The 17417-nt window shown below is 69.5% G+C and carries 16 protein-coding genes; 5 read left to right on the top strand and 11 right to left on the bottom strand.

Translation table 11 applies throughout. The annotated features are described in order from the left end of the window. The first annotated feature begins 92 nt into the window (after window positions 1-92). The gene (locus GII31_RS13610) at window positions 93-590 is read left to right on the top strand and encodes an RDD family protein (RefSeq protein WP_213243850.1); all 498 of its coding nucleotides are present in this window, start codon (window positions 93-95) and stop codon (window positions 588-590) included. Between the two features lie 72 nt (window positions 591-662). Continuing rightward, a complete protein-coding gene (locus GII31_RS13605; RefSeq protein ID WP_213243848.1) occupies window positions 663-2108 on the top strand; it encodes a PQQ-binding-like beta-propeller repeat protein in 1446 nt (481 codons plus the stop codon). Window positions 2109-2152: 44 nt separating this feature from the next. Here the strand turns inward: GII31_RS13605 and GII31_RS13600 are convergent, their stop codons facing one another. From GII31_RS13600 to GII31_RS13570, 7 genes are all read right to left on the bottom strand, one after another. Next, window positions 2153-2677, bottom strand: a complete 525-nt coding sequence (locus GII31_RS13600; RefSeq protein ID WP_213243846.1) for a hypothetical protein — start codon at window positions 2675-2677, stop codon at window positions 2153-2155. A 9-nt stretch (window positions 2678-2686) separates the two neighbouring features. Next, window positions 2687-3433 carry a DUF4191 domain-containing protein gene (locus tag GII31_RS13595; RefSeq protein WP_213243843.1) on the bottom strand — a complete coding sequence of 249 codons (747 nt, stop codon included), beginning with the start codon at window positions 3431-3433 and terminating at the stop codon, window positions 2687-2689. A gap of 64 nt (window positions 3434-3497) precedes the next feature. Next, entirely contained in the window at window positions 3498-4481 is a 984-nt protein-coding gene (gene lipA / locus GII31_RS13590) for a lipoyl synthase (RefSeq protein ID WP_260840508.1), read from the bottom strand. Between the two features lie 191 nt (window positions 4482-4672). Continuing rightward, window positions 4673-5434, bottom strand: coding sequence for a lipoyl(octanoyl) transferase LipB (gene lipB / locus GII31_RS13585; RefSeq protein ID WP_213250383.1), 762 nt, complete (start codon window positions 5432-5434; stop codon window positions 4673-4675). A gap of 31 nt (window positions 5435-5465) precedes the next feature. Beyond that, the gene (locus GII31_RS13580; protein ID WP_213243841.1) at window positions 5466-6347 is read right to left on the bottom strand and encodes a TIGR01777 family oxidoreductase; all 882 of its coding nucleotides are present in this window, start codon (window positions 6345-6347) and stop codon (window positions 5466-5468) included. Window positions 6348-6352: 5 nt separating this feature from the next. Beyond that, a complete protein-coding gene (sucB, locus tag GII31_RS13575; RefSeq protein ID WP_260839983.1) occupies window positions 6353-8083 on the bottom strand; it encodes a 2-oxoglutarate dehydrogenase, E2 component, dihydrolipoamide succinyltransferase in 1731 nt (576 codons plus the stop codon). Window positions 8084-8294: 211 nt separating this feature from the next. Further along, a complete protein-coding gene (locus tag GII31_RS13570) occupies window positions 8295-9839 on the bottom strand; it encodes a leucyl aminopeptidase (protein WP_213243837.1) in 1545 nt (514 codons plus the stop codon). 111 nt (window positions 9840-9950) lie between these two features. On the opposite strand from GII31_RS13570, the gene gcvT reads away from it, so the two are divergent. After that, window positions 9951-11057 (top strand): glycine cleavage system aminomethyltransferase GcvT, encoded by a 1107-nt coding sequence (gene gcvT / locus GII31_RS13565; protein WP_213243836.1) that lies wholly within the window; start codon window positions 9951-9953, stop codon window positions 11055-11057. A gap of 68 nt (window positions 11058-11125) precedes the next feature. Beyond that, complete coding sequence (locus tag GII31_RS13560) at window positions 11126-12226, top strand: branched-chain amino acid aminotransferase (RefSeq protein WP_213243835.1); 1101 nt, start codon at window positions 11126-11128, stop codon at window positions 12224-12226. Between the two features lie 85 nt (window positions 12227-12311). Here GII31_RS13560 and GII31_RS13555 read toward each other — a convergent pair whose 3' ends face one another. The 4 genes from GII31_RS13555 to GII31_RS13540 form a co-directional block, all read right to left on the bottom strand. Beyond that, window positions 12312-12659, bottom strand: coding sequence for a hypothetical protein (locus tag GII31_RS13555; protein WP_213243834.1), 348 nt, complete (start codon window positions 12657-12659; stop codon window positions 12312-12314). A gap of 125 nt (window positions 12660-12784) precedes the next feature. After that, complete coding sequence (locus GII31_RS13550; protein WP_213243832.1) at window positions 12785-13573, bottom strand: adenosylcobinamide-GDP ribazoletransferase; 789 nt, start codon at window positions 13571-13573, stop codon at window positions 12785-12787. A 10-nt stretch (window positions 13574-13583) separates the two neighbouring features. Next, window positions 13584-15503, bottom strand: a complete 1920-nt coding sequence (gene cobT, locus GII31_RS13545; RefSeq protein WP_260839982.1) for a nicotinate-nucleotide--dimethylbenzimidazole phosphoribosyltransferase — start codon at window positions 15501-15503, stop codon at window positions 13584-13586. Window positions 15504-15507: 4 nt separating this feature from the next. Continuing rightward, window positions 15508-16194: a DUF3043 domain-containing protein gene (locus tag GII31_RS13540; RefSeq protein WP_213243828.1), complete on the bottom strand. Its 687-nt coding sequence runs from the start codon at window positions 16192-16194 to the stop codon at window positions 15508-15510. Window positions 16195-16278: 84 nt separating this feature from the next. Between GII31_RS13540 and GII31_RS13535 the strand changes: the two genes are divergently transcribed. Next, complete coding sequence (locus GII31_RS13535) at window positions 16279-17388, top strand: glycerate kinase family protein (RefSeq protein ID WP_213250380.1); 1110 nt, start codon at window positions 16279-16281, stop codon at window positions 17386-17388. Window positions 17389-17417: the final 29 nt, after the last annotated feature.

The raw sequence follows: 17417 nt of genomic DNA, 5'->3' as shown, positions 1-17417 counted from the left end.
AACACTATTCCTCCGGGCGCTCCGATGTGGTGCCGATCGCCGGTCTGTCGCGGGGGTGAGCGGACACCCGGTCGGCCTCTACTATGGACGCCATGGGTCGAGTAACCGGATCATGGCTGTCGGGTCCCCAGATCGGCAGCCCCGAAGACGTCGAGTACCGGGGAGCTGATCTGGGTCTGCCCGAGTCCGGCCCGGGATCGCTGGCCACCGGCTGGACGCGGGTTCTCGGCCTGCTCGTCGACTGGATCCTCGCCTACGGGGTGAGTCTGCTGTTCGTCCCGCTCGACTCGGCCTACCTGGGTACCGCGGTGCTGGGCGTCTGGTTCGTGATCGGGGTGGTGGCCGTGTCGATCTTCGGTTTCACCCCCGGCCAGTTCGTCGTCGGGATGCGCGTGATGCGCGTCGACCTCGGCACCGAACGCGCCACCGCCGAGGTGACCGGCACCACCGCGCCTGCCGCCGTCGGGATCGTCCGGGCGATCGCCCGGCAGGTACTCATCGTGTTTCTGGTACCCGCGCTGATCAACGACTACAACGGCCGCGCGCTGCACGACCGGGGCACCGGCACCGCGCTGATCCGCACCCGCTGACCCGCGGGTGGCGCAACCGCGACGGCGGGTGCCGTTGGCACCGCACCCATGTGATGTGCTTGGGTAGCACGAATGGGGAGAATCGCAGGTTTTACGCTGTTCGGCCTCGGCGTCGTCAGCGCTCTCGTCATGGCGCTCATCGCGGCCGTGGCGGTGCCGGTCCAGCTGAACGGCACCTCATCGAGGATCACGCTCAAACAGGTGGAGGCGGGCGAGTCCATCACACTCACGTCGATGCCCGCGCAGCCGGACAACCGCTGGGAGAACGACGCCACCACGCTGTTCGGACAGTCACGCAGCGTGAAGTACCTGATGATCCGCACGGCCGACGCCGACATGGCGATCGTCGCCGGGTTGTCGAGCGACCAGGGGCCCGCGCCTATCATGGCCGTCGACCCCACCGACGGGAAGCCGCTGTGGGACGCACCCAGTCCGGTCCTGGCCACATGGTGCGCCATCAGCCGGGACAAGAAGCTGGCGTGCCTGCGGAACGACAGCAACTCCGCGAGCTCCACCCAGGTCGCGTTCATCGACCCGGCCGACGGCTCCGAACTACGCACCGTCACCGTCACGGCACCCGGAAGTGCCAAGATCCAGCGCGCCGGCAACGGATTCGTGGTGTGGACCAGAAAATACGACTCCGACGGCAACAAGTCGCAGGCCTCGATCGCCTGGGTCAGCTCCGACGGCGCAAAGCAGTGGAACAGGCAGCCGCGGATCGGCCAGGACGACCTGACCCTGTCCGAAGCCGGCAATGTGGTCGCCGTCCGCGAAGACACAAAGTCGGCGTCGGTGTATCAGATGGACACCGGCGCGCTGCTGTACGACTCCACCGACGACAAGTTCGCCTTCACAGAGGAATCGGACAAGAAGAGCCGCATCGGCAGCGTGGATGTGTACATGAGCGCGGTACCGCACGCCGGGGGATTCGCGGTCAGCTACCGCTCGATATATCAGTCGGTGATCAAGTTCTACGACAGCAACGGCATCCACATCAAGGACATCGACGACATCCAGCTCCCGTCCTACGCCGACGGCACCGAAAGCGCGGCCGTGGTGTTCCAGCGGGAGGGCAAGAGCTCCGACTACACCACCGGCGTGATCAGGACGACGGACCATTCGGTGCTGTGGGAGGACTCGGCGGGGTTCACCTATTCCACTGACGTCGAGACCGTCGCCGGTACCTTCGTGGTCGAAAGCGATTACGAGAACGACGAGAAGAAGTGGCAGGTGTACAAGCTCGCCGACGGTGCCCGTCTGGCGACCTTCACCACCAGCATCTATCAGAAGATCGTCGGCAGTGACGGAGAACGGATCGTGTTCGACGGAGACCGCACCTCGGACGAACCCGGTCCCGGCGCGATAACCGCGTACGACAGCGTCACCGGAAAAGAGGTGTGGCGCGTCAAGTCGACCGAAAGCGCAGACGACGTCAACCTGCGGATGGTCGGCCCGTACCTGTTCTGGTACAACGCGAGCACCGGCACCCGTCAGGCATCCCTGATCCGCTACGGATAGCCGATCCACCGCGCGCGGTGATGCCTACGATGTCGCCGGTTACGTCAGTCGATGCTGACGATGTCGCCGTCGACGACCTTGCCGAGCAGGTCGACGGACGGCGGACCGGTTTCGGCTCCGTTCGCCGAGTCGTCACCGCCGCCCTGTGCGTAACTGGCGTGGACCGCCACACACCTGTCGCCGGCCTTGCCGCGGACCTCACCGGACTGCACGCCGCTGCTGGTACGCACCGTGGTGCTCCACAACCAGGAGCCGTCGCCGCCGCACCGCCCGACCGTGGTGATGGTCAGGAAGTTGGCCCCACGCGAGGACGAGCCGAGTTGCGCGGAGGTGAGGGCGTCGGTCAGTCCGGCGAGGTCGCGGTCATCGCCCTTCGGGGTGAGCAGAACCGTACCGTCGGCCTCGCGCGCCTGCCAGCCGCTCGGTGGTTGCACCTGCACCGTCGTGCCGCCGGCGAGGGTGAACTCCTCGCCGGCCGGATCGGACATACAGGCGGTCAGTGCGCCCGCGCAAACCAGGATCACCCCGACCGCGCCGGCCGTTGTCCTGCACGAGTCGGTGATGTGCATGCGCGGTCCTCAGCTGCGCCGACGGGCGGTACGTTGCATACCGCGCATCTTGGCGCCGGTGGGCAACGGACCCTTCGGCATACCGGCCGCACCCGACTTTCCGCCCAGCGCCTGCAACCTGCCCTCGAGTGCGTCGATACGTTTGCCGTCGATGTTGCGGGGCAGCTTGTTGATATGCCGTTCCAGCTTGGACAACGGCACCTGACCCTCGTCGTTGCCGACGATGATCTCGTAGATGGGGGTGTCGCCGACGATGCGGGCGGCCTTCTTCTTCTCCTGTGCGAGCAGTTGTTTGATGCGGCCCGAGTTGCCTTCGGCGACGAAGATCACCCCCGGTTTACCGATCACCCGGTGCACGGCGTCCAGGTGCGAGGTGCCCACCACTGCCTGCTTGACCCGCCACTGACCACGCATGTTGCCCAGCGCCCACCCGGCGGCACCGGGTTGTCCCTCGGCCTTCTTATACACCGAGCTCTGTACGCGGCGGCCGAACAGGATGAACGCGGCGAGCACACCGAGCACGATGCTCAGCGGGATGAACAGCCACGGTGCGCCGATCAGGAAGCCCACCAGGACACCGAGCGCGACGACCAGCAGGAATGCCCCGACCATGTACGGGATGAGGCGCTTGTCGTCCTTGCGTTGCATCTGGAACGCCTGCCAGAGCTGCTGACGCCGTTCTTTCGACGCCTGCTTACGTGCCTGTTTGGCCGCGGCCTTCGCTTCTTTGCTGACCGCCGACTTCGCCTTTGCCATGGTGGTCAGTTTACGTGGTGGGCCCGGCTCCGGGTGGCCGGGTTCGCCCGCTGCGAACGGTCCGTCAGCGAGCCATGCGGGCGAGCACGCTCGATGCCTCCTGGCTGGCCGTACCCTCGGCGGCCAGATGCACCAGCGACTCGGACAGCTCCCGCCCGTGCCGGGCCATCGCCTGCGCGTACAGGCGACCGGCGCGGTAGGACGAGCGCACCAGCGGCCCGGCCATCACCCCGGCGAAGCCGAGTTCCTCGGCGAACCGCGAGTGTTCGACGAACTCCTCCGGCTTGACCCAGCGTTCCACCGGATGATGCCGGGGAGAAGGGCGCAGGTACTGGGTGATGGTGACGATGTCACAGCCGGCCTCGTACAGATCGGTGAGGGCCTCGCGGACCTCCTCCGGGGTCTCACCCATCCCCAGGATCAGATTCGACTTGGTGACGAGACCGACATCACGTGCCGCGGTGAGCACGTCGAGGGACCGTTCGTAGCGGAAGGCCGGCCGGATGCGTTTGAAGATGCGCGGCACCGTCTCCAGATTGTGCGCCAGCACCTCCGGGCGGGCGTCGAACACCTCCGCCAGCAGATCGGGTTTGGCGTGGAAGTCGGGGATCAGGTTCTCCACACCCGTACCCGGGTTGAGCCGGTGGATTGCGCGGACCGTCTCGGCGTACAGCCAGGCGCCCTCGTCGGGCAGGTCATCGCGGGCCACGCCGGTGATCGTCGAATAGCGAAGCCCCATCGCCTGCACGCTTTCGGCGACGCGGCGCGGTTCGTCGAGGTCGAGTGCGGCCGGTTTGCCCGTGTCGATCTGGCAGAAGTCGCAACGCCTGGTGCACTGCTCCCCGCCGATCAGGAACGTCGCCTCGCGATCCTCCCAACATTCGTAGATGTTGGGGCAGCCCGCCTCCTCGCACACCGTGTGCAGGCCCTCCCGCTTCACCAGACCCTTGAGCTCGCTGTACTCCGGGCCCATCGTGGCCCGGGTCCTGATCCACTTGGGTTTGCGCTCGATGGGGGTCTGGGCGTTGCGGATCTCCAGGCGCAGCAGCTTGCGGCCGTCCTTGGGTGCGGGGGATGCGGGTGCGGGGGATGCGGGTGCGGGGGATGCGGTCGCGGCGGCGGCGGTCTCGGGCGCGGTGGGACCGCAGCCGCCGGAACCGCAGCAGCCACCCGCGTCGGATGACGACCGGCCCGGGCCGACATCATGCAGGGGGAGTGGACGGATGTCGGGGGTGGCTGTCACTGTGCTGATCCTACGCGCGTCGGGGACATCGGGCCCGGGGCCGCGGTGCCGTGGATATCTGGGTCGGGGGTGGGCCGGATGTCGGTGGCAGCGGGGTTGCCGACCCGACCGGGGGAGGAAGGACGCGGAGCGTCCAGCGCCTCGGCGATCCGGGCACACACGTCGTCGATGACATCGGTCACCGAGAGCGGCCGGTGCAGTTCACGGGCGAGTGAGGTGACGCCGGCATCGGCGATGCCGCAGGGGACGATCGCGGCGAACGCCGACATGTCCGGGTCCACGTTGAGCGCGAAACCGTGCAGCGCCACACCCCGGGCCACGCGGATACCGATCTGACCGAGCTTCCGCTCGCCGGCATCGTCGCTGATCCACACCCCGGACCGGCCGTCGACACGTCCGGTGACGACGCCGAGACCGGCGCACACCGCGATGAGCGCCGACTCCAGCCGGCGCACGTACTCGACCACGTCGAGCGGTTCGGCGAGCCGGATGATCGGGTAGCCGACGAGCTGACCGGGGCCGTGCCAGGTGATGCGGCCGCCGCGGTCGACGTCGATGACCGGCGAGCCGTCGGTGGGACGGTCGGAGTCCTCGGTGCGTTTGCCCGCGGTGTAGGTGGACGGGTGCTCGAGCAGCAGCAGCACGTCGTGATCGAGGATGCCGTCGGCCCGCTCGGCCGCGAGCCGGTGCTGCAGGTCGTAGGCCTCACGGTAGTCCACGACGCCGAGCCGGCGGATCTCGACGGGGCCGGCGCTCATACGCACGCCGCTGCCCAAGTACGTGTCGGGGTCAGGCACCGGCGTACTCCAATGCCGCGTCGATGTCGGGATGGGCGAAGGTGAAACCGCTGTTGGTGAGCACCTGCGGTACAACGCGCTGGGAATACAGAATCATTTCCTCGGCCATTTCACCGCCGAGTCCGCGCACCACGAAACCCGGCACGGCCAGCCGTGCCGGGCGGTGCAGCGCTGAGCCCAGCGCCTTGGCGAAAACGGTGAACCGCACCGGATTGGGCGCGCACAGGTTGACCGGACCGGTGATGTTGTTCTCCAGGATCGTCACGATCGCCGCGATCTCGTCGGGCAGCGTGATCCAGGAGAAGTACTGGTCGCCGCCACCCACGGTGGCACCCAGACCCATCCGGAACAGCGGCTTGAGCCTGCCGAGGAGCCCGCCGCGCGCCGAGAGCACCGGGGCGGTGCGCAGCAGGGTGACGCCGGCCGAACCGGTGGCCGAGGTGGCCGCGTCCTCCCAGTCCCGCACCACCTCGGCCAGGAAACCCGTTCCGGCCTGGTCTGTTTCGACCGCGGCACGCGATCCGGTGTCGCCGTAGTATCCGGTGGCGCTGGCGTTGATGAACCTCGGTACCCCGGCCGTGGCGACTGCCTCGGCCAGCACCTCGGTGGGGGTGATCCGGGAGTCGCGGATCTCCTGCTTGAAGCGGCCCGACCAGCGGTGATCGCCGATCCCGACGCCACCGAGCCCGATCACGGCCTCGACCCCGGTCAGGGCTTGCGGGTCGACCCCGAACGTCTCCGGATCCCAGTGGTGTTCGTCGGCCTCCCGCGCCTGCCTGCGTACCAGGCGGGTCACGGTGTGGCCGGAGCCGCGCAGGGTGTCGACGAGAGCTGAACCGATCAGCCCCGCCGACCCTGCGACGGCAATCCTCATGGCCGCTACAGACCCAGATCCGCGGCGAACGACCCGCTCTCGAGTCGCTTCTTGACAGTGGTCAGGAAACGTCCGGCGTCGGCGCCGTCGATCAGCCGGTGATCGTAGGTCAGCGGCAGGTACGACATTGAGCGGATGGCGATCACATCGGAACCGTCGGGTTCGGTGACGACCACCGGGCGTTTGACGATCGCGCCGGTGCCGAGCATGGCCGCCTGCGGCGGAACCAGGATCGGGGTGTCGAACAGCGCGCCCTGGCTGCCGATGTTGGTGATGGTGAACGTGCCACCGGCCAGTTCGTCGGGCTTGAGCCCGCCCGAACGGGCGCGGGCGGCGATGTCGGCGATCGCCCGGGCCAGGCCGGCGATCGACAGATCGTCGGCGTTGTGGATGACCGGGGACAGCAGACCCTGCTCGGTGTCAACGGCGATACCGAGGTGCACGTTGCCGTAGTAGGTGATCTCCTTGGCGGCCTCGTCGATGGACGCGTTCACATTCGGATGCGCCTTGAGCGCCTCCACAATCGCCTTGGCGATGAACGGCAGGAACGTCAGGTTGACACCTTCGGACGCCTTGAAGGACTCCTTGGCGGCCTTGCGCAGGGCGACGATCTTGCTCATGTCGACCTCGAAAACCTGCGTCAGCTGCGCGCTCTCCTGCAGCGATTCGCGGGTCTTCTTGGCGGTGATCTGGCGGATCCGGTTGACCTTCTGGGTCGTTCCGCGCAGCGCTGCGAGTTCGGGCTTGACCTCGGGGGCCGCGGCCGACTCGGTCGGTGTGCCCGCCGCGGGTGCGGCGGCGGGTGCGGCCGGGGCCGGAGCCGGGGCCTTGGCGGCCTCGGCCGCCGCCAGCACGTCCTGCTTGCGGATGCGACCACCCACACCGGTGCCCTTGAGCGAGTTCAGGTCGATGTTGTTCTCCGCGGCCAGCTTGCGCACCAGCGGGGTCACATACGGTGTCGACTCGATCGTCGGCGGGTCGGCCTTGACGACGGTCGCCGACTCGGCCGGTGCCGACACAGTGGGTGCCGGTGCCGGTGCCGGTGCCGGCTCGGGTGCGGTTGCCACTGGCTCGGGTTCGGGCTCGGGGGCCGGGGCCGCGGGTGCGGCGGCCGGGACGGCACCGGCCGCACCGATGATCGCCAGCTTGCCGCCGACCTCGACTACGTCGTCCTCCTCGGCGAAGATCGCCAGCAGGGTGCCTGAGACGGGCGCGGGGATCTCGGTGTCGACTTTGTCGGTGGAGACCTCAAGCAGCGGCTCGTCCGCGGACACCTCGTCGCCGACGGCCTTGAGCCAGGTGGTGACGGTGCCCTCGGTGACCGATTCGCCGAGCGCCGGCATGACGACCTCGGTGCCCTCGGTGCCCTCGGTGCCCTCGGCGTCCGAGGCCGGTGCGGCGGGCGCGGCTGCGGGTTCGGCTGCCGGTTCGGGTTCGGGTGCGGCGGGTTCCTCGGCGGCGGGCGCGGCGGGAGCGGGTGCGTCGCCGGCGGACTCGGACGGATCGCCGATCAGCGCCAGCTCACCGCCGATCTCCACCACATCGTCCTCCTGTGCGACGATCTTGATCAGCACACCGGACGCGGGAGCCGGGATCTCGGTGTCAACCTTGTCGGTCGATACTTCGAGCAATGGCTCGTCGGCCTCGACCGTGTCTCCCTCCTCCTTGAGCCACCTGGTCACTGTTCCTTCGGTGACACTTTCACCCAGGGCGGGCATCTGGACGGAGAAGGCCATCGTTGTTGACTCCTCAAACTCAAAACTTGACACGTTGTTGACGGGCAAATTGTGTGCGGGTCGGCATCGGCGGGTGGTCGACACCTCGGGATAGAACCCTACCCGTGTTCGCTTATGGACATGTGATGTGCGGTACTTACCGCCCGGGCAGTTCGGCAGCCGGCCACTCGGTTGCACACCTCACCGCCGGGCGGCGACCGGTGAACAGAGCTCAGCCGTTGGCGGCGACGTCCTCGAGAACGGCCAGGATCGTGCGGACCGGTACGCCCGTACCGCCCTTGGGGTTGTAGCCCCACGGACCGCCGGTGTTGAACGCGGGACCGGCGATGTCGATGTGTGCCCACTGCACGTCGGCGGGCACGAACTCCTTGAGGAACACACCCGCCAGCAGCATCCCGCCCCAGCGCTGGGAGCCGGCGTTCACCAGATCGGCAACCCGCGAATTGAGCTCGGCGCGCAACTCTCCCGGCAGCGGCATCGGCCAGGCGTTCTCGCCGATCTCGGTGGACAGGCGTGCCACCCGGTCGCGGAACTCGTCGGTGCCCATCACGCCGGGGGTGCGGGTGCCCAGGGCCACCATCTGCGCACCGGTGAGTGTGGCGGTGTCGATGAGGTAGTCGGGGTTGTCCTCACCCGCCCGGACGATCGCGTCGGCCAGGATCAGCCTGCCCTCGGCGTCGGTGTTGATGATTTCGACGGTGGTGCCGCCGTACTGCGTGAGCACGTCACCCGGCCGCTGCGCGGTGTGCGAGGGCATGTTCTCGGCCATCGGCACGGTGGCGATGACGTTCACGTCCAGCTTGAGTCTGGCGGCCAGGATCGTCGAGGCGATCACGGCGGCGGCGCCACCCATGTCGGAGGTCATGTTCTCCATGCCGGCGGGCGGCTTGAGCGAGATGCCGCCGGTGTCGAAGGTGATGCCCTTGCCCACCAGCGCGACCGTCTTGGCGTCCTTGCCGGCGTTGTGGGTCAGCCGGACCAGCCGGGGCAGGCGGGAGGACCCCTTGCCGACGCCGACGATGCCGCCGTAGCCGTTCTTCTCCAGCTCGGTGTCGTCGAGGATCTCGACCTTCAGTCCGGCACCGCCGGCCAGGATGCGGGCCCGGTCGGCGAACTCCTGCGGGTAGAGATGGCTCGGCGGGGTGTTGACGAAATCACGCGCCAGCGCCACGCAGTCGGCGACGGCGGCGGCGTGGGCGAGTTCGGCCCTGGCCTCCTTGCTCCGCTCCTCCACGAGCAGGGTGACCGACGACAGCGGCGCCTTCTTCGACCGCGACTTGTCGGAGCGGAACTCCTCGAACCGGTAGGCGCCGAGGAAGAATCCTTCAGCGGCCGCGGCCAGGTTCGCATCCGAGAGTGTGGTGGCCACCGAGTCCCGGCCGTCGAGGGAGCGCGCGACGATGCCCGCGGCCTGTCGTACCTTGTCGGCGTCGTCGAGATCGGTTGCCGCGCCCAGGCCGACGGTGACGATCAGCTCGACCGGAACCGAGGCCGGGGCGGGGAAGCGGTGCACCTCACCGTGTTTGCCGGTCGCGCCGAGTGCCGCCAGCGATGCCGAGATCTGTTCGGCGGCGGCGTCGTCGAGGATTCCGTCGACGGTGACGAGGGTGGGTTCGCCCGTATCGCCGTCACCGTCGCCGTCGGTGGATTCGGGGCCGATCAGGCCGAGAACGAGGACCGTGTCGTCGGCGTCGATGGTGGCGGACAGGTGCAGTTCGGGGCCGCGGACGCGGTCGAAGGAGTCGTTCTTGCTCACCCGGTCAACTCTGCCACAGCGGACACACCGAGCGTCGAGGTTGCGGCCGTCGCCGGTCCGGGTGGGCGGAACGGCACGGGAGATCGGATGGACCCAGTAGCCTAGAGCGCCATGAGTGAACTTCTGGACGGGCCGATCGCCGACCGGCACATCGCGCTGGGTGCGAGTTTCGCCGAGTTCGGCGGCTGGAACATGCCGGTGTCGTACGCGGGCACCGTCGCCGAGCACACCGCCGTCCGTGAGGCGGCGGGTGTCTTCGACGTCAGTCACCTCGGCAAGGCTCTGGTCGCCGGTCCGGGGGCCGCTGACTTCGTGAACTCGACGCTGACCAACGACCTGGGCAAGATCGCCCCGGGCAAGGCCCAATACACGTTGTGCTGCACTGAGTCCGGGGGTGTCGTCGACGACCTGATCGCCTACCTGGTCGGCCCGGACGAGGTGTTCCTGGTGCCGAACGCGGCCAACACGGCGACCGTCGTCGAGGCACTGCGCGCCGTCGCACCCGGGTCGATCACGATCACCGACCAGCATCGCGAGTACGCGGTGTTCGCGGTGCAGGGCCCCCGTGCGCCCGAGGTCCTGGAAAATCTCGGACTGCCCGCGGACATGGAGTACATGGCGTTCGCCGACGCCGAACTGTCCCTGCCCGCCGGCGCGGTACCGGTACGCGTGTGCCGGACCGGCTATACCGGCGAACGTGGCTTCGAGATCCTGCCGCGCTGGTCCGACGCCGGCCCGGTCTTCGACGCGCTTGCCGAGCAGGTCGGCGCAGTCGGCGGACAACCCGCCGGACTCGGCGCCCGCGACACCCTGCGCACCGAGATGGGCTACGCGCTGCACGGGCACGAACTGTCCACCGCGATCACCCCCGTACAGACGCGGGTGGGCTGGGCCGTCGGCTGGGACAAGCCCGCCTTCTTCGGCCGCGACGCCCTGCTCGCCGAGAAGGCCGCGGGTCCCTCGCGGCGCCTGTACGGGCTGCGCGCCACCGGACGCGGCATCCCGCGCGAGGGTTGCTCGGTGACCGCGGCCGACGGAACGCCGATCGGCACCTGTACCTCGGGTACGTTTTCGCCGACCCTCAAACACGGCATCGCGCTGGCGCTGCTCGACACCGCGTCGGGCGTGCGCACGGGCGACGAGGTGGCGATCGACGTCCGGGGACGTGCGCTGGCCTGCGAAGTGGTGATCCCGCCGTTCGTCACATCACACGTCTGAACCGGACAGCGCCGATCGTGTATGCGGGTCGGCGGAAATCAGTTGGCCCGCGGCGATAAGATGGTCCGATGACCTTGCAGTTCAGCCGTACCGAACATCCGCACCCCGTCTCGGAGGGGCGGCGCTCGGAAATTCTCGCCGCACCGGGATTCGGGCAGTTCTTCACCGACAACATGGTGATGGTCGACTACGACGTCGACCGGGGATGGCACAACGCGCAGGTAAAGCCGTACGGCCCGATCGCCCTCGATCCGTCGGCGATGGTCCTGCACTACGGCCAGGAGATCTTCGAGGGTCTCAAGGCCTACCGCCAGCCGGACGGTTCGATCGCCGCCTTCCGCCCCGAGGCCAACGGCGCGCGTCTGCAGCGTTCGGCCGAGCGCCTGGCCATGCCGGCGCTGCCCATCGACGACTTCATCGGCTCGCTCAAGGCGCTGCTCGACGCCGACAACGCGTGGGTGCCCGAGGCCGGTGGCGAGGAGTCGCTGTACCTGCGCCCGTTCATGTTCGCCTCGCAGGCCGGTCTCGGCGTCAACGCGCCGTCCGGGTCGTACCTGTACTCGGTGATCGCCTCCCCGGCCGGTGCCTACTTCGCCGGCGGCATCAAGCCGGTGAGCGTGTGGCTGTGCACCGAATATGTGCGCGCGGCCCCGGGTGGTACCGGTTTCGCCAAGTGCGGCGGCAACTACGCCGCCGCGTTCCTCGCCCAGCAGCAGGCCACCGCGCAGGGCTGCGATCAGGTGATCTGGCTCGACGCCATCGAGCGCCGCTACATCGAGGAGATGGGCGGCATGAACCTGTTCTTCGTGTTCGGGTCGGGTTCGGACGCACGCCTGGTCACCCCGGAGCTGAGCGGTTCGCTGCTGCCCGGGATCACCCGTGACTCACTGCTCACCCTGGCCGCCGACGCCGGATTCGGTGTCGAGGAGCGCAAGATCAGCACCGAGGAACTCCGCAAGGGGGCGGCCTCGGGCGACATCACCGAGGTGTTCGCCTGTGGCACCGCCGCGGTCATCACGCCCGTCGGCCGGGTTCGCGGGGTCGGTGAGGATTACACCATCGCCGACGGACAGCCGGGTGAGGTCACCATGGCGCTGCGCGACACCCTCACCGGCATCCAGCGCGGCACCTTCGCCGACACCCACGGCTGGATGACCCGCCTGCACTGACGACGTATCGAGGTCGCTGTCGATGCCGGCATACGGGATCGACGGCGGCCTCACTGCGACCGGCTACCGACCCGCTTCGGGTGACTTACGACTGAAAGCCGCCGAACGGGGTGACCCAGAGCGTCGTCGAGCGTACGAAGCTGAACGGCGACGCGCCGTTCAGGTCCGCGAAGCAGTGCACGAAAGTGTAGTAGCGGTACGGCAACGGGTGAAGCTGCGGAACCGCCGCGAGCGTGACGGACCCGGTTCTGACCGTGCGTTGTTTCACGATGCGGTTGGTGTCGAAGCCCCAGGGCAGGGGATCAGGGATCCACAGTTGGCATTGGATCGGGCGGCGGGGGAGATTGTGGACGTGTACGACGACCGCCCCGTTCGACACCTCGAATCCGGCCTGGGGAGGGGTTGCGGCGTCGGCGCGAGAGGGTACCGACACGAGTAGCGCTCCTACGAGCGCCACCAACAGCGCGGGGGCCTGGGCCCGGCATATCGTGAGGGGAGTCCTTGCCATCATGCCTCCTGGAAGGTCTGTGACGCCGCGAAGCCGCCGACGGGGGTTTGCTATCGGATGAGGATACCGACGAGAGTCATCGCCAGGCCCAGTTCGATGGCCGCGCCCAGAACATCGCCGGTGATGCCGCCGATGCGGCGGGCACAGTGCCGCGACAGCAGCAGTATCGATGCCGCCACGACCACGAAAGTCGTTGCCGCGGCCACAGCGTGGGCCGCGTCGTAGCCGCCGGGCCCGGCGGCGCCGAGCGTGGCGGCGCCGGCCAGGAGGATGATCGGCCAGACGATCAGCGACCGTCGCTGTGTACCGGCGACGATCGCGCCGAATCCGGTGGCGGCGGCCGGGCCCAGCCCGCGCCGACACGCGAGGACTGCGGCGAAACGGCCCACCACGACCGCGAAAACGATGTCGTACCAACGATGCTGGTCGGTGAGCGCGGCGAAGCCGACGGCCTGCACCGCACCCGCCGCGACAATCGCCGCCGCACCGAACGGCCCGACCGAACCCGACTTCATCACCTCGGCGACCCGCTCGGGAGGTCCGTAACAGCCCAGTCCGTCGACGGTGTCGGCCAGGCCGTCGACGTGCATGCCGCGGGTGATCAGGGCCAGACCCACCACCAACAGCACCCCGATCAGCGCCGTCGGCAGCGCGGTGTGGGACAGGCCGAACGCCGATGCGGCGGCGACGGTTCCGAGGAGGGCGCCGACGACGGGGACGGCCGTGATCACCGCGCCGCCGGTGCACCGATCCATCTCGACGGTAGGGGTGGGCACCGGCACGACCGTCAGCCAGCTGACGGCGACATGGATGGCGCGGACGGGGGAGTGGTGCTTCATCGGAGTGGCCTCAGCCGCCCGAGACACCCGCCTCGCCGAACGTCGCCATCGAGGTGAGTACGTCGATCGCCGACTGCACCACCGGCAACGCCAGCATGGCCCCGGTGCCCTCGCCGAGCCGCATCGACATCTCCAGGATCGGATCCAGATCGAGATGTTCGAGCGCGAGCGAATGGGCGGGTTCGGCCGAACGGTGCCCGGCCACCCACCACTGTGCGGCACCCGGCGCCAACTGCTCGGCGACCAGCGCCGTCGCGGTGACGATGACCCCGTCGACGATGACCGGCGTCTTGCGGACCGCGGCCTGCGCGAGGAACCCCGCCATCGCGGTCAGGTCGGCACCCGCGACGGCGGCGAGCATCGCGAGCGGGTCGTGCCGGTGTCTGCGCACCCGGCGCATCCCGTCGCGGATCGCGGCGGTCTTGCGGATCCAGCCGGCGTCGTCGATACCCGAACCCCGGCCGACGACCTCCACCGGTTCGCGGGAGGCGATCGTGCCGACCAGGATGGCGGCCGGGGTGGTGTTGCCGATCCCCATCTCACCGGCGATGAGCAGGTCGGCGCCGGAGTCGACGAGACTGTCGGCGATGGCCCGGCCGGCCGCGAGCGCCCGGCGCGCCTCGTCGAGGCTGAGCGTGTCGGTGATCCGCAGATCATCGCTGCTGCGCCGCACCTTGAAGGCGGAGATCGCCGGGTCGGTGTCGGCGTCGACGGAGATGTCGGCCACATGCACCGTCGCGCCGGCCCGCCGGGCCAGCACGTTGATAGCGGCACCGCCGTCGCAGATGTTGGCCACCATCTGTGCGGTGACCTCCGGCGGATACGCCGACACGCCGTCGCGGGCGACGCCGTGGTCGCCCGCGAACACCACGACCCTGGGCGCGCGCAGCGGATGCGGCGGGCACATCCCCTGGCACGCGGCGATCCAGGTGCCCAGATCTTCGAGCCGGCCGAGCGATCGCGGCGGTTTGGTGAGGGTGAGCTGCCGGGCGCGGGCAGCCTCGGCCGCGTCGTGATCGGGCGCGTCGATCGGGGGGAAGATCTCGGCGTCGGCGGGGTCGACGGGCCGCGCGGGTACCGGCAGGGCGCCCGTCCGCTCCGCCCCGTACCTCTGATGGTCCGGCCCCTGATCGGGGTGCCGGTCCGCGTTGTCGGTGCGGGCGGGGCCCGCGGTGACCGTCGGCCCGCCGTCGACCGGCAGTGTCACGGTGGGTACAGGAACGGCGGGCACAGGAATGGCGGGCACAGGAACGGTGGGCACAGGAACGGTGGGCACAGGAATGGCGGGCACAGGAACGGTGGGCACAGGAACGGTGGGCACAGGAATGGCGGGCACAGGAACGGGCGCCGCGTGAACAATGTCCGCCGCGTCGGCGGCGGGAAGCGCGCCGTCGACGGTCGCACCCGGCAGTTCCAGCACCCGGCCGGCCACCACCAGCAGCACCCGGTCGCAGACCCGGGCGATCCGCGCGTTGAGTGCACCCAGATCGTCCTGGAAGCGGCGCCCGGCAGGGGTCATCGGCACCGGGGCCAGACCCACTTCCGGACTGATCAGCACCAGGTCCCCGGTGAAGGCGGCCACCGCCGCCGCGAACGCCGCCGCCGCGTCCTCGATGTCGCGGGCGGGATCGTCCCAGCCGGAGACGGAGTCGACCTGCGCGGCGACCCAGTTGCCGAGGTCGTCGACGAGCGTCGGCGTGGCCGGATCGTCGGCGAGCGCGCGCGCCACATCGGAGGTCTCGACGGTCCGGTAGCGCTCGCCGCGGCGTTCGCGGTGTGCGCGCACCCGGGCCACCCATTCGGTGTCCGACGACGTGGTCGGGCCGGTGGCCAGATAGCGGACCCGCGGGTGGGCGGCCAGGAGTGCCTCCCCGTGGGCCGACTTACCCGACCGCACCCCGCCCAGGATGAGGGTTCGTGTTCCGGTCATGCGCTCAGACCGGGTCACCGGCCGACACGCGCGGTCGCGGCGCGCGCATCCGGCGCAGCTGCATCGCCCGGCTGAACGAATACCAGCCCAGCTTGAAACCGCCGTCGGCGCTGTCGGGGAAGCGCTCGCGGACCCGACGATTGACCAGGCGGCCCAGGATCACCGCGTCGACCACCATCAAGATCACGAACAGCAGCAGCACGATGTTCATGATCATCGGATAGTTGACCGAGATCGGCGTGAACATGAAGAAGATCAGCACGATCGCGAACGGCATGAACAGACCGGCCAGGTTGCGCCGCGAGTCGACGACGTCGCGGGTGAATCCGCGCACCGGACCCTGGTCACGGGGCATCAGGTAGCGCTCGTCGCCGGCCATCATCTTCTCGCGCTGTTCGACCCGCCGGGCCCTGCGCTCGTCGGACGCGGCGCGCTTCTCCTCGCGCGTCATCGTCGACTTGAGTTCCTTCTTGCGGGCCCGCGCCTCGGCCCTGGTCGTCGGTGCCGGGGTCACCGGGCCACGCCTGCGGCCCTGCGCCTCCCGCCGCGACGGGGTCGGGCGGCCCTTGCCGGGTGTATAGGCACTGCCCTTGCCGGTGGCGGACTCGTCCGCCTCGGCGGTGTCCGCCGCCGCCTGTTCGTCGTCGGTTGGCGAAGGGGCGTCGTCGTCCTTTTTCCATGGCAGTTTCACGCGTTCGAGAGTAGGCGATTCTGTCCTGCCGATGTGCGCGGACCTCCCTATACTCCGGCTATGACTCAGCCCATGCCCGAGCCCATGACCGTGCTGGTGGCACCGGACTCCTTCGGCGATACGCTCACCGCCGTCGCCGCCGCCGAATGTATCGCCGCCGGCTGGCTGGCGGCCCGCGCAGCCGACACCGTGCTGCTGGCGCCCCAGTCCGACGGCGGGCCCGGTTTCGTGGAGGTGCTCGCGTCCCGGTTCGGCACGGTCCGCACCACCAGGGTGTGCGGCCCGCTCGGCGCCGGAGTCGACGCGCGGTGGCTGCTGGATACCGGACCGCACGTCGCGACCGCTTATCTGGAATCCGCGCAGTGCTGCGGCCTGCACCAGCTCGGCGGCGCGCCGACCCCGCGCACCGCGCTCGCCGCCGGCACCGAGGGGCTGGGCGAACTGATCGCGGCCGCCCTCGCCGCCGGGGCACGGCGGCTGGTTATCGGGCTCGGCGGCAGTGCCACCAGCGACGGCGGAGCCGGCCTGATCGGCGCGCTCGGCGGGCCCGGTGCCGCCCGGGAACTGCTGGCCGACACCGAGATCGTGGTGGCCTCCGACGTGGAGAACCCCCTGCTCGGACCGCTCGGCGCGGCATCGGTGTTCGGACCGCAGAAGGGGGCCGATCCGGCCACCGTCACCGAGATCGAGGACCGGTTGACCTCGTGGTCGCGGGTGCTCGCCGAGATCGCCGGGCGCGATGTCGGCGAACTTCCCGGGGCCGGGGCCGCGGGTGGGCTGGGCGCGGCACTGCTGGCGCTGGGCGGTCACCGGGTGTCCGGGGCGACCGTCGTCGCGCAGGCCACCGGCCAGGCCGAGGTGCTGGCCGCGGCCGACCTGGTGATCACCGGCGAGGGCAAGTTCGACTCGCAGACGTTGCGCGGCAAGGTCGTCGCCGCGCTCACCTCGGCCGCCATCGGCCGCGGAGTACCCGCGGTCGTCTTCGCCGGGCAGGTCGTGCTCGCGGCCGACGAGATCGCCGACGCCGGGATCACCGGGGCCTACGCGATCGTTGACCGAGCCGGTTCGGTCGAGCTGGCGATGTCGGATGCGGCCGCTCAGCTGACGGGCCTGGCCACCGATGTCGCCGCCCGGTGGAGCGCGCCGGGGGAGCAGGACCGGGACAGCAGGACCGGGCCGGGCGGGTGGGAATAGCCGGGGAGGGGGAATAGCCGGGGAAAGGG

Origin of the sequence: Gordonia pseudamarae (assembly GCF_025273675.1) — a bacterium.
GTDB classification, from domain to species: Bacteria; Actinomycetota; Actinomycetes; order Mycobacteriales; family Mycobacteriaceae; genus Gordonia; species Gordonia pseudamarae.
The sequence above is the reverse complement of the archived record's forward strand: the minus strand, read 5'-3'. Positions and strand labels throughout refer to the sequence as shown.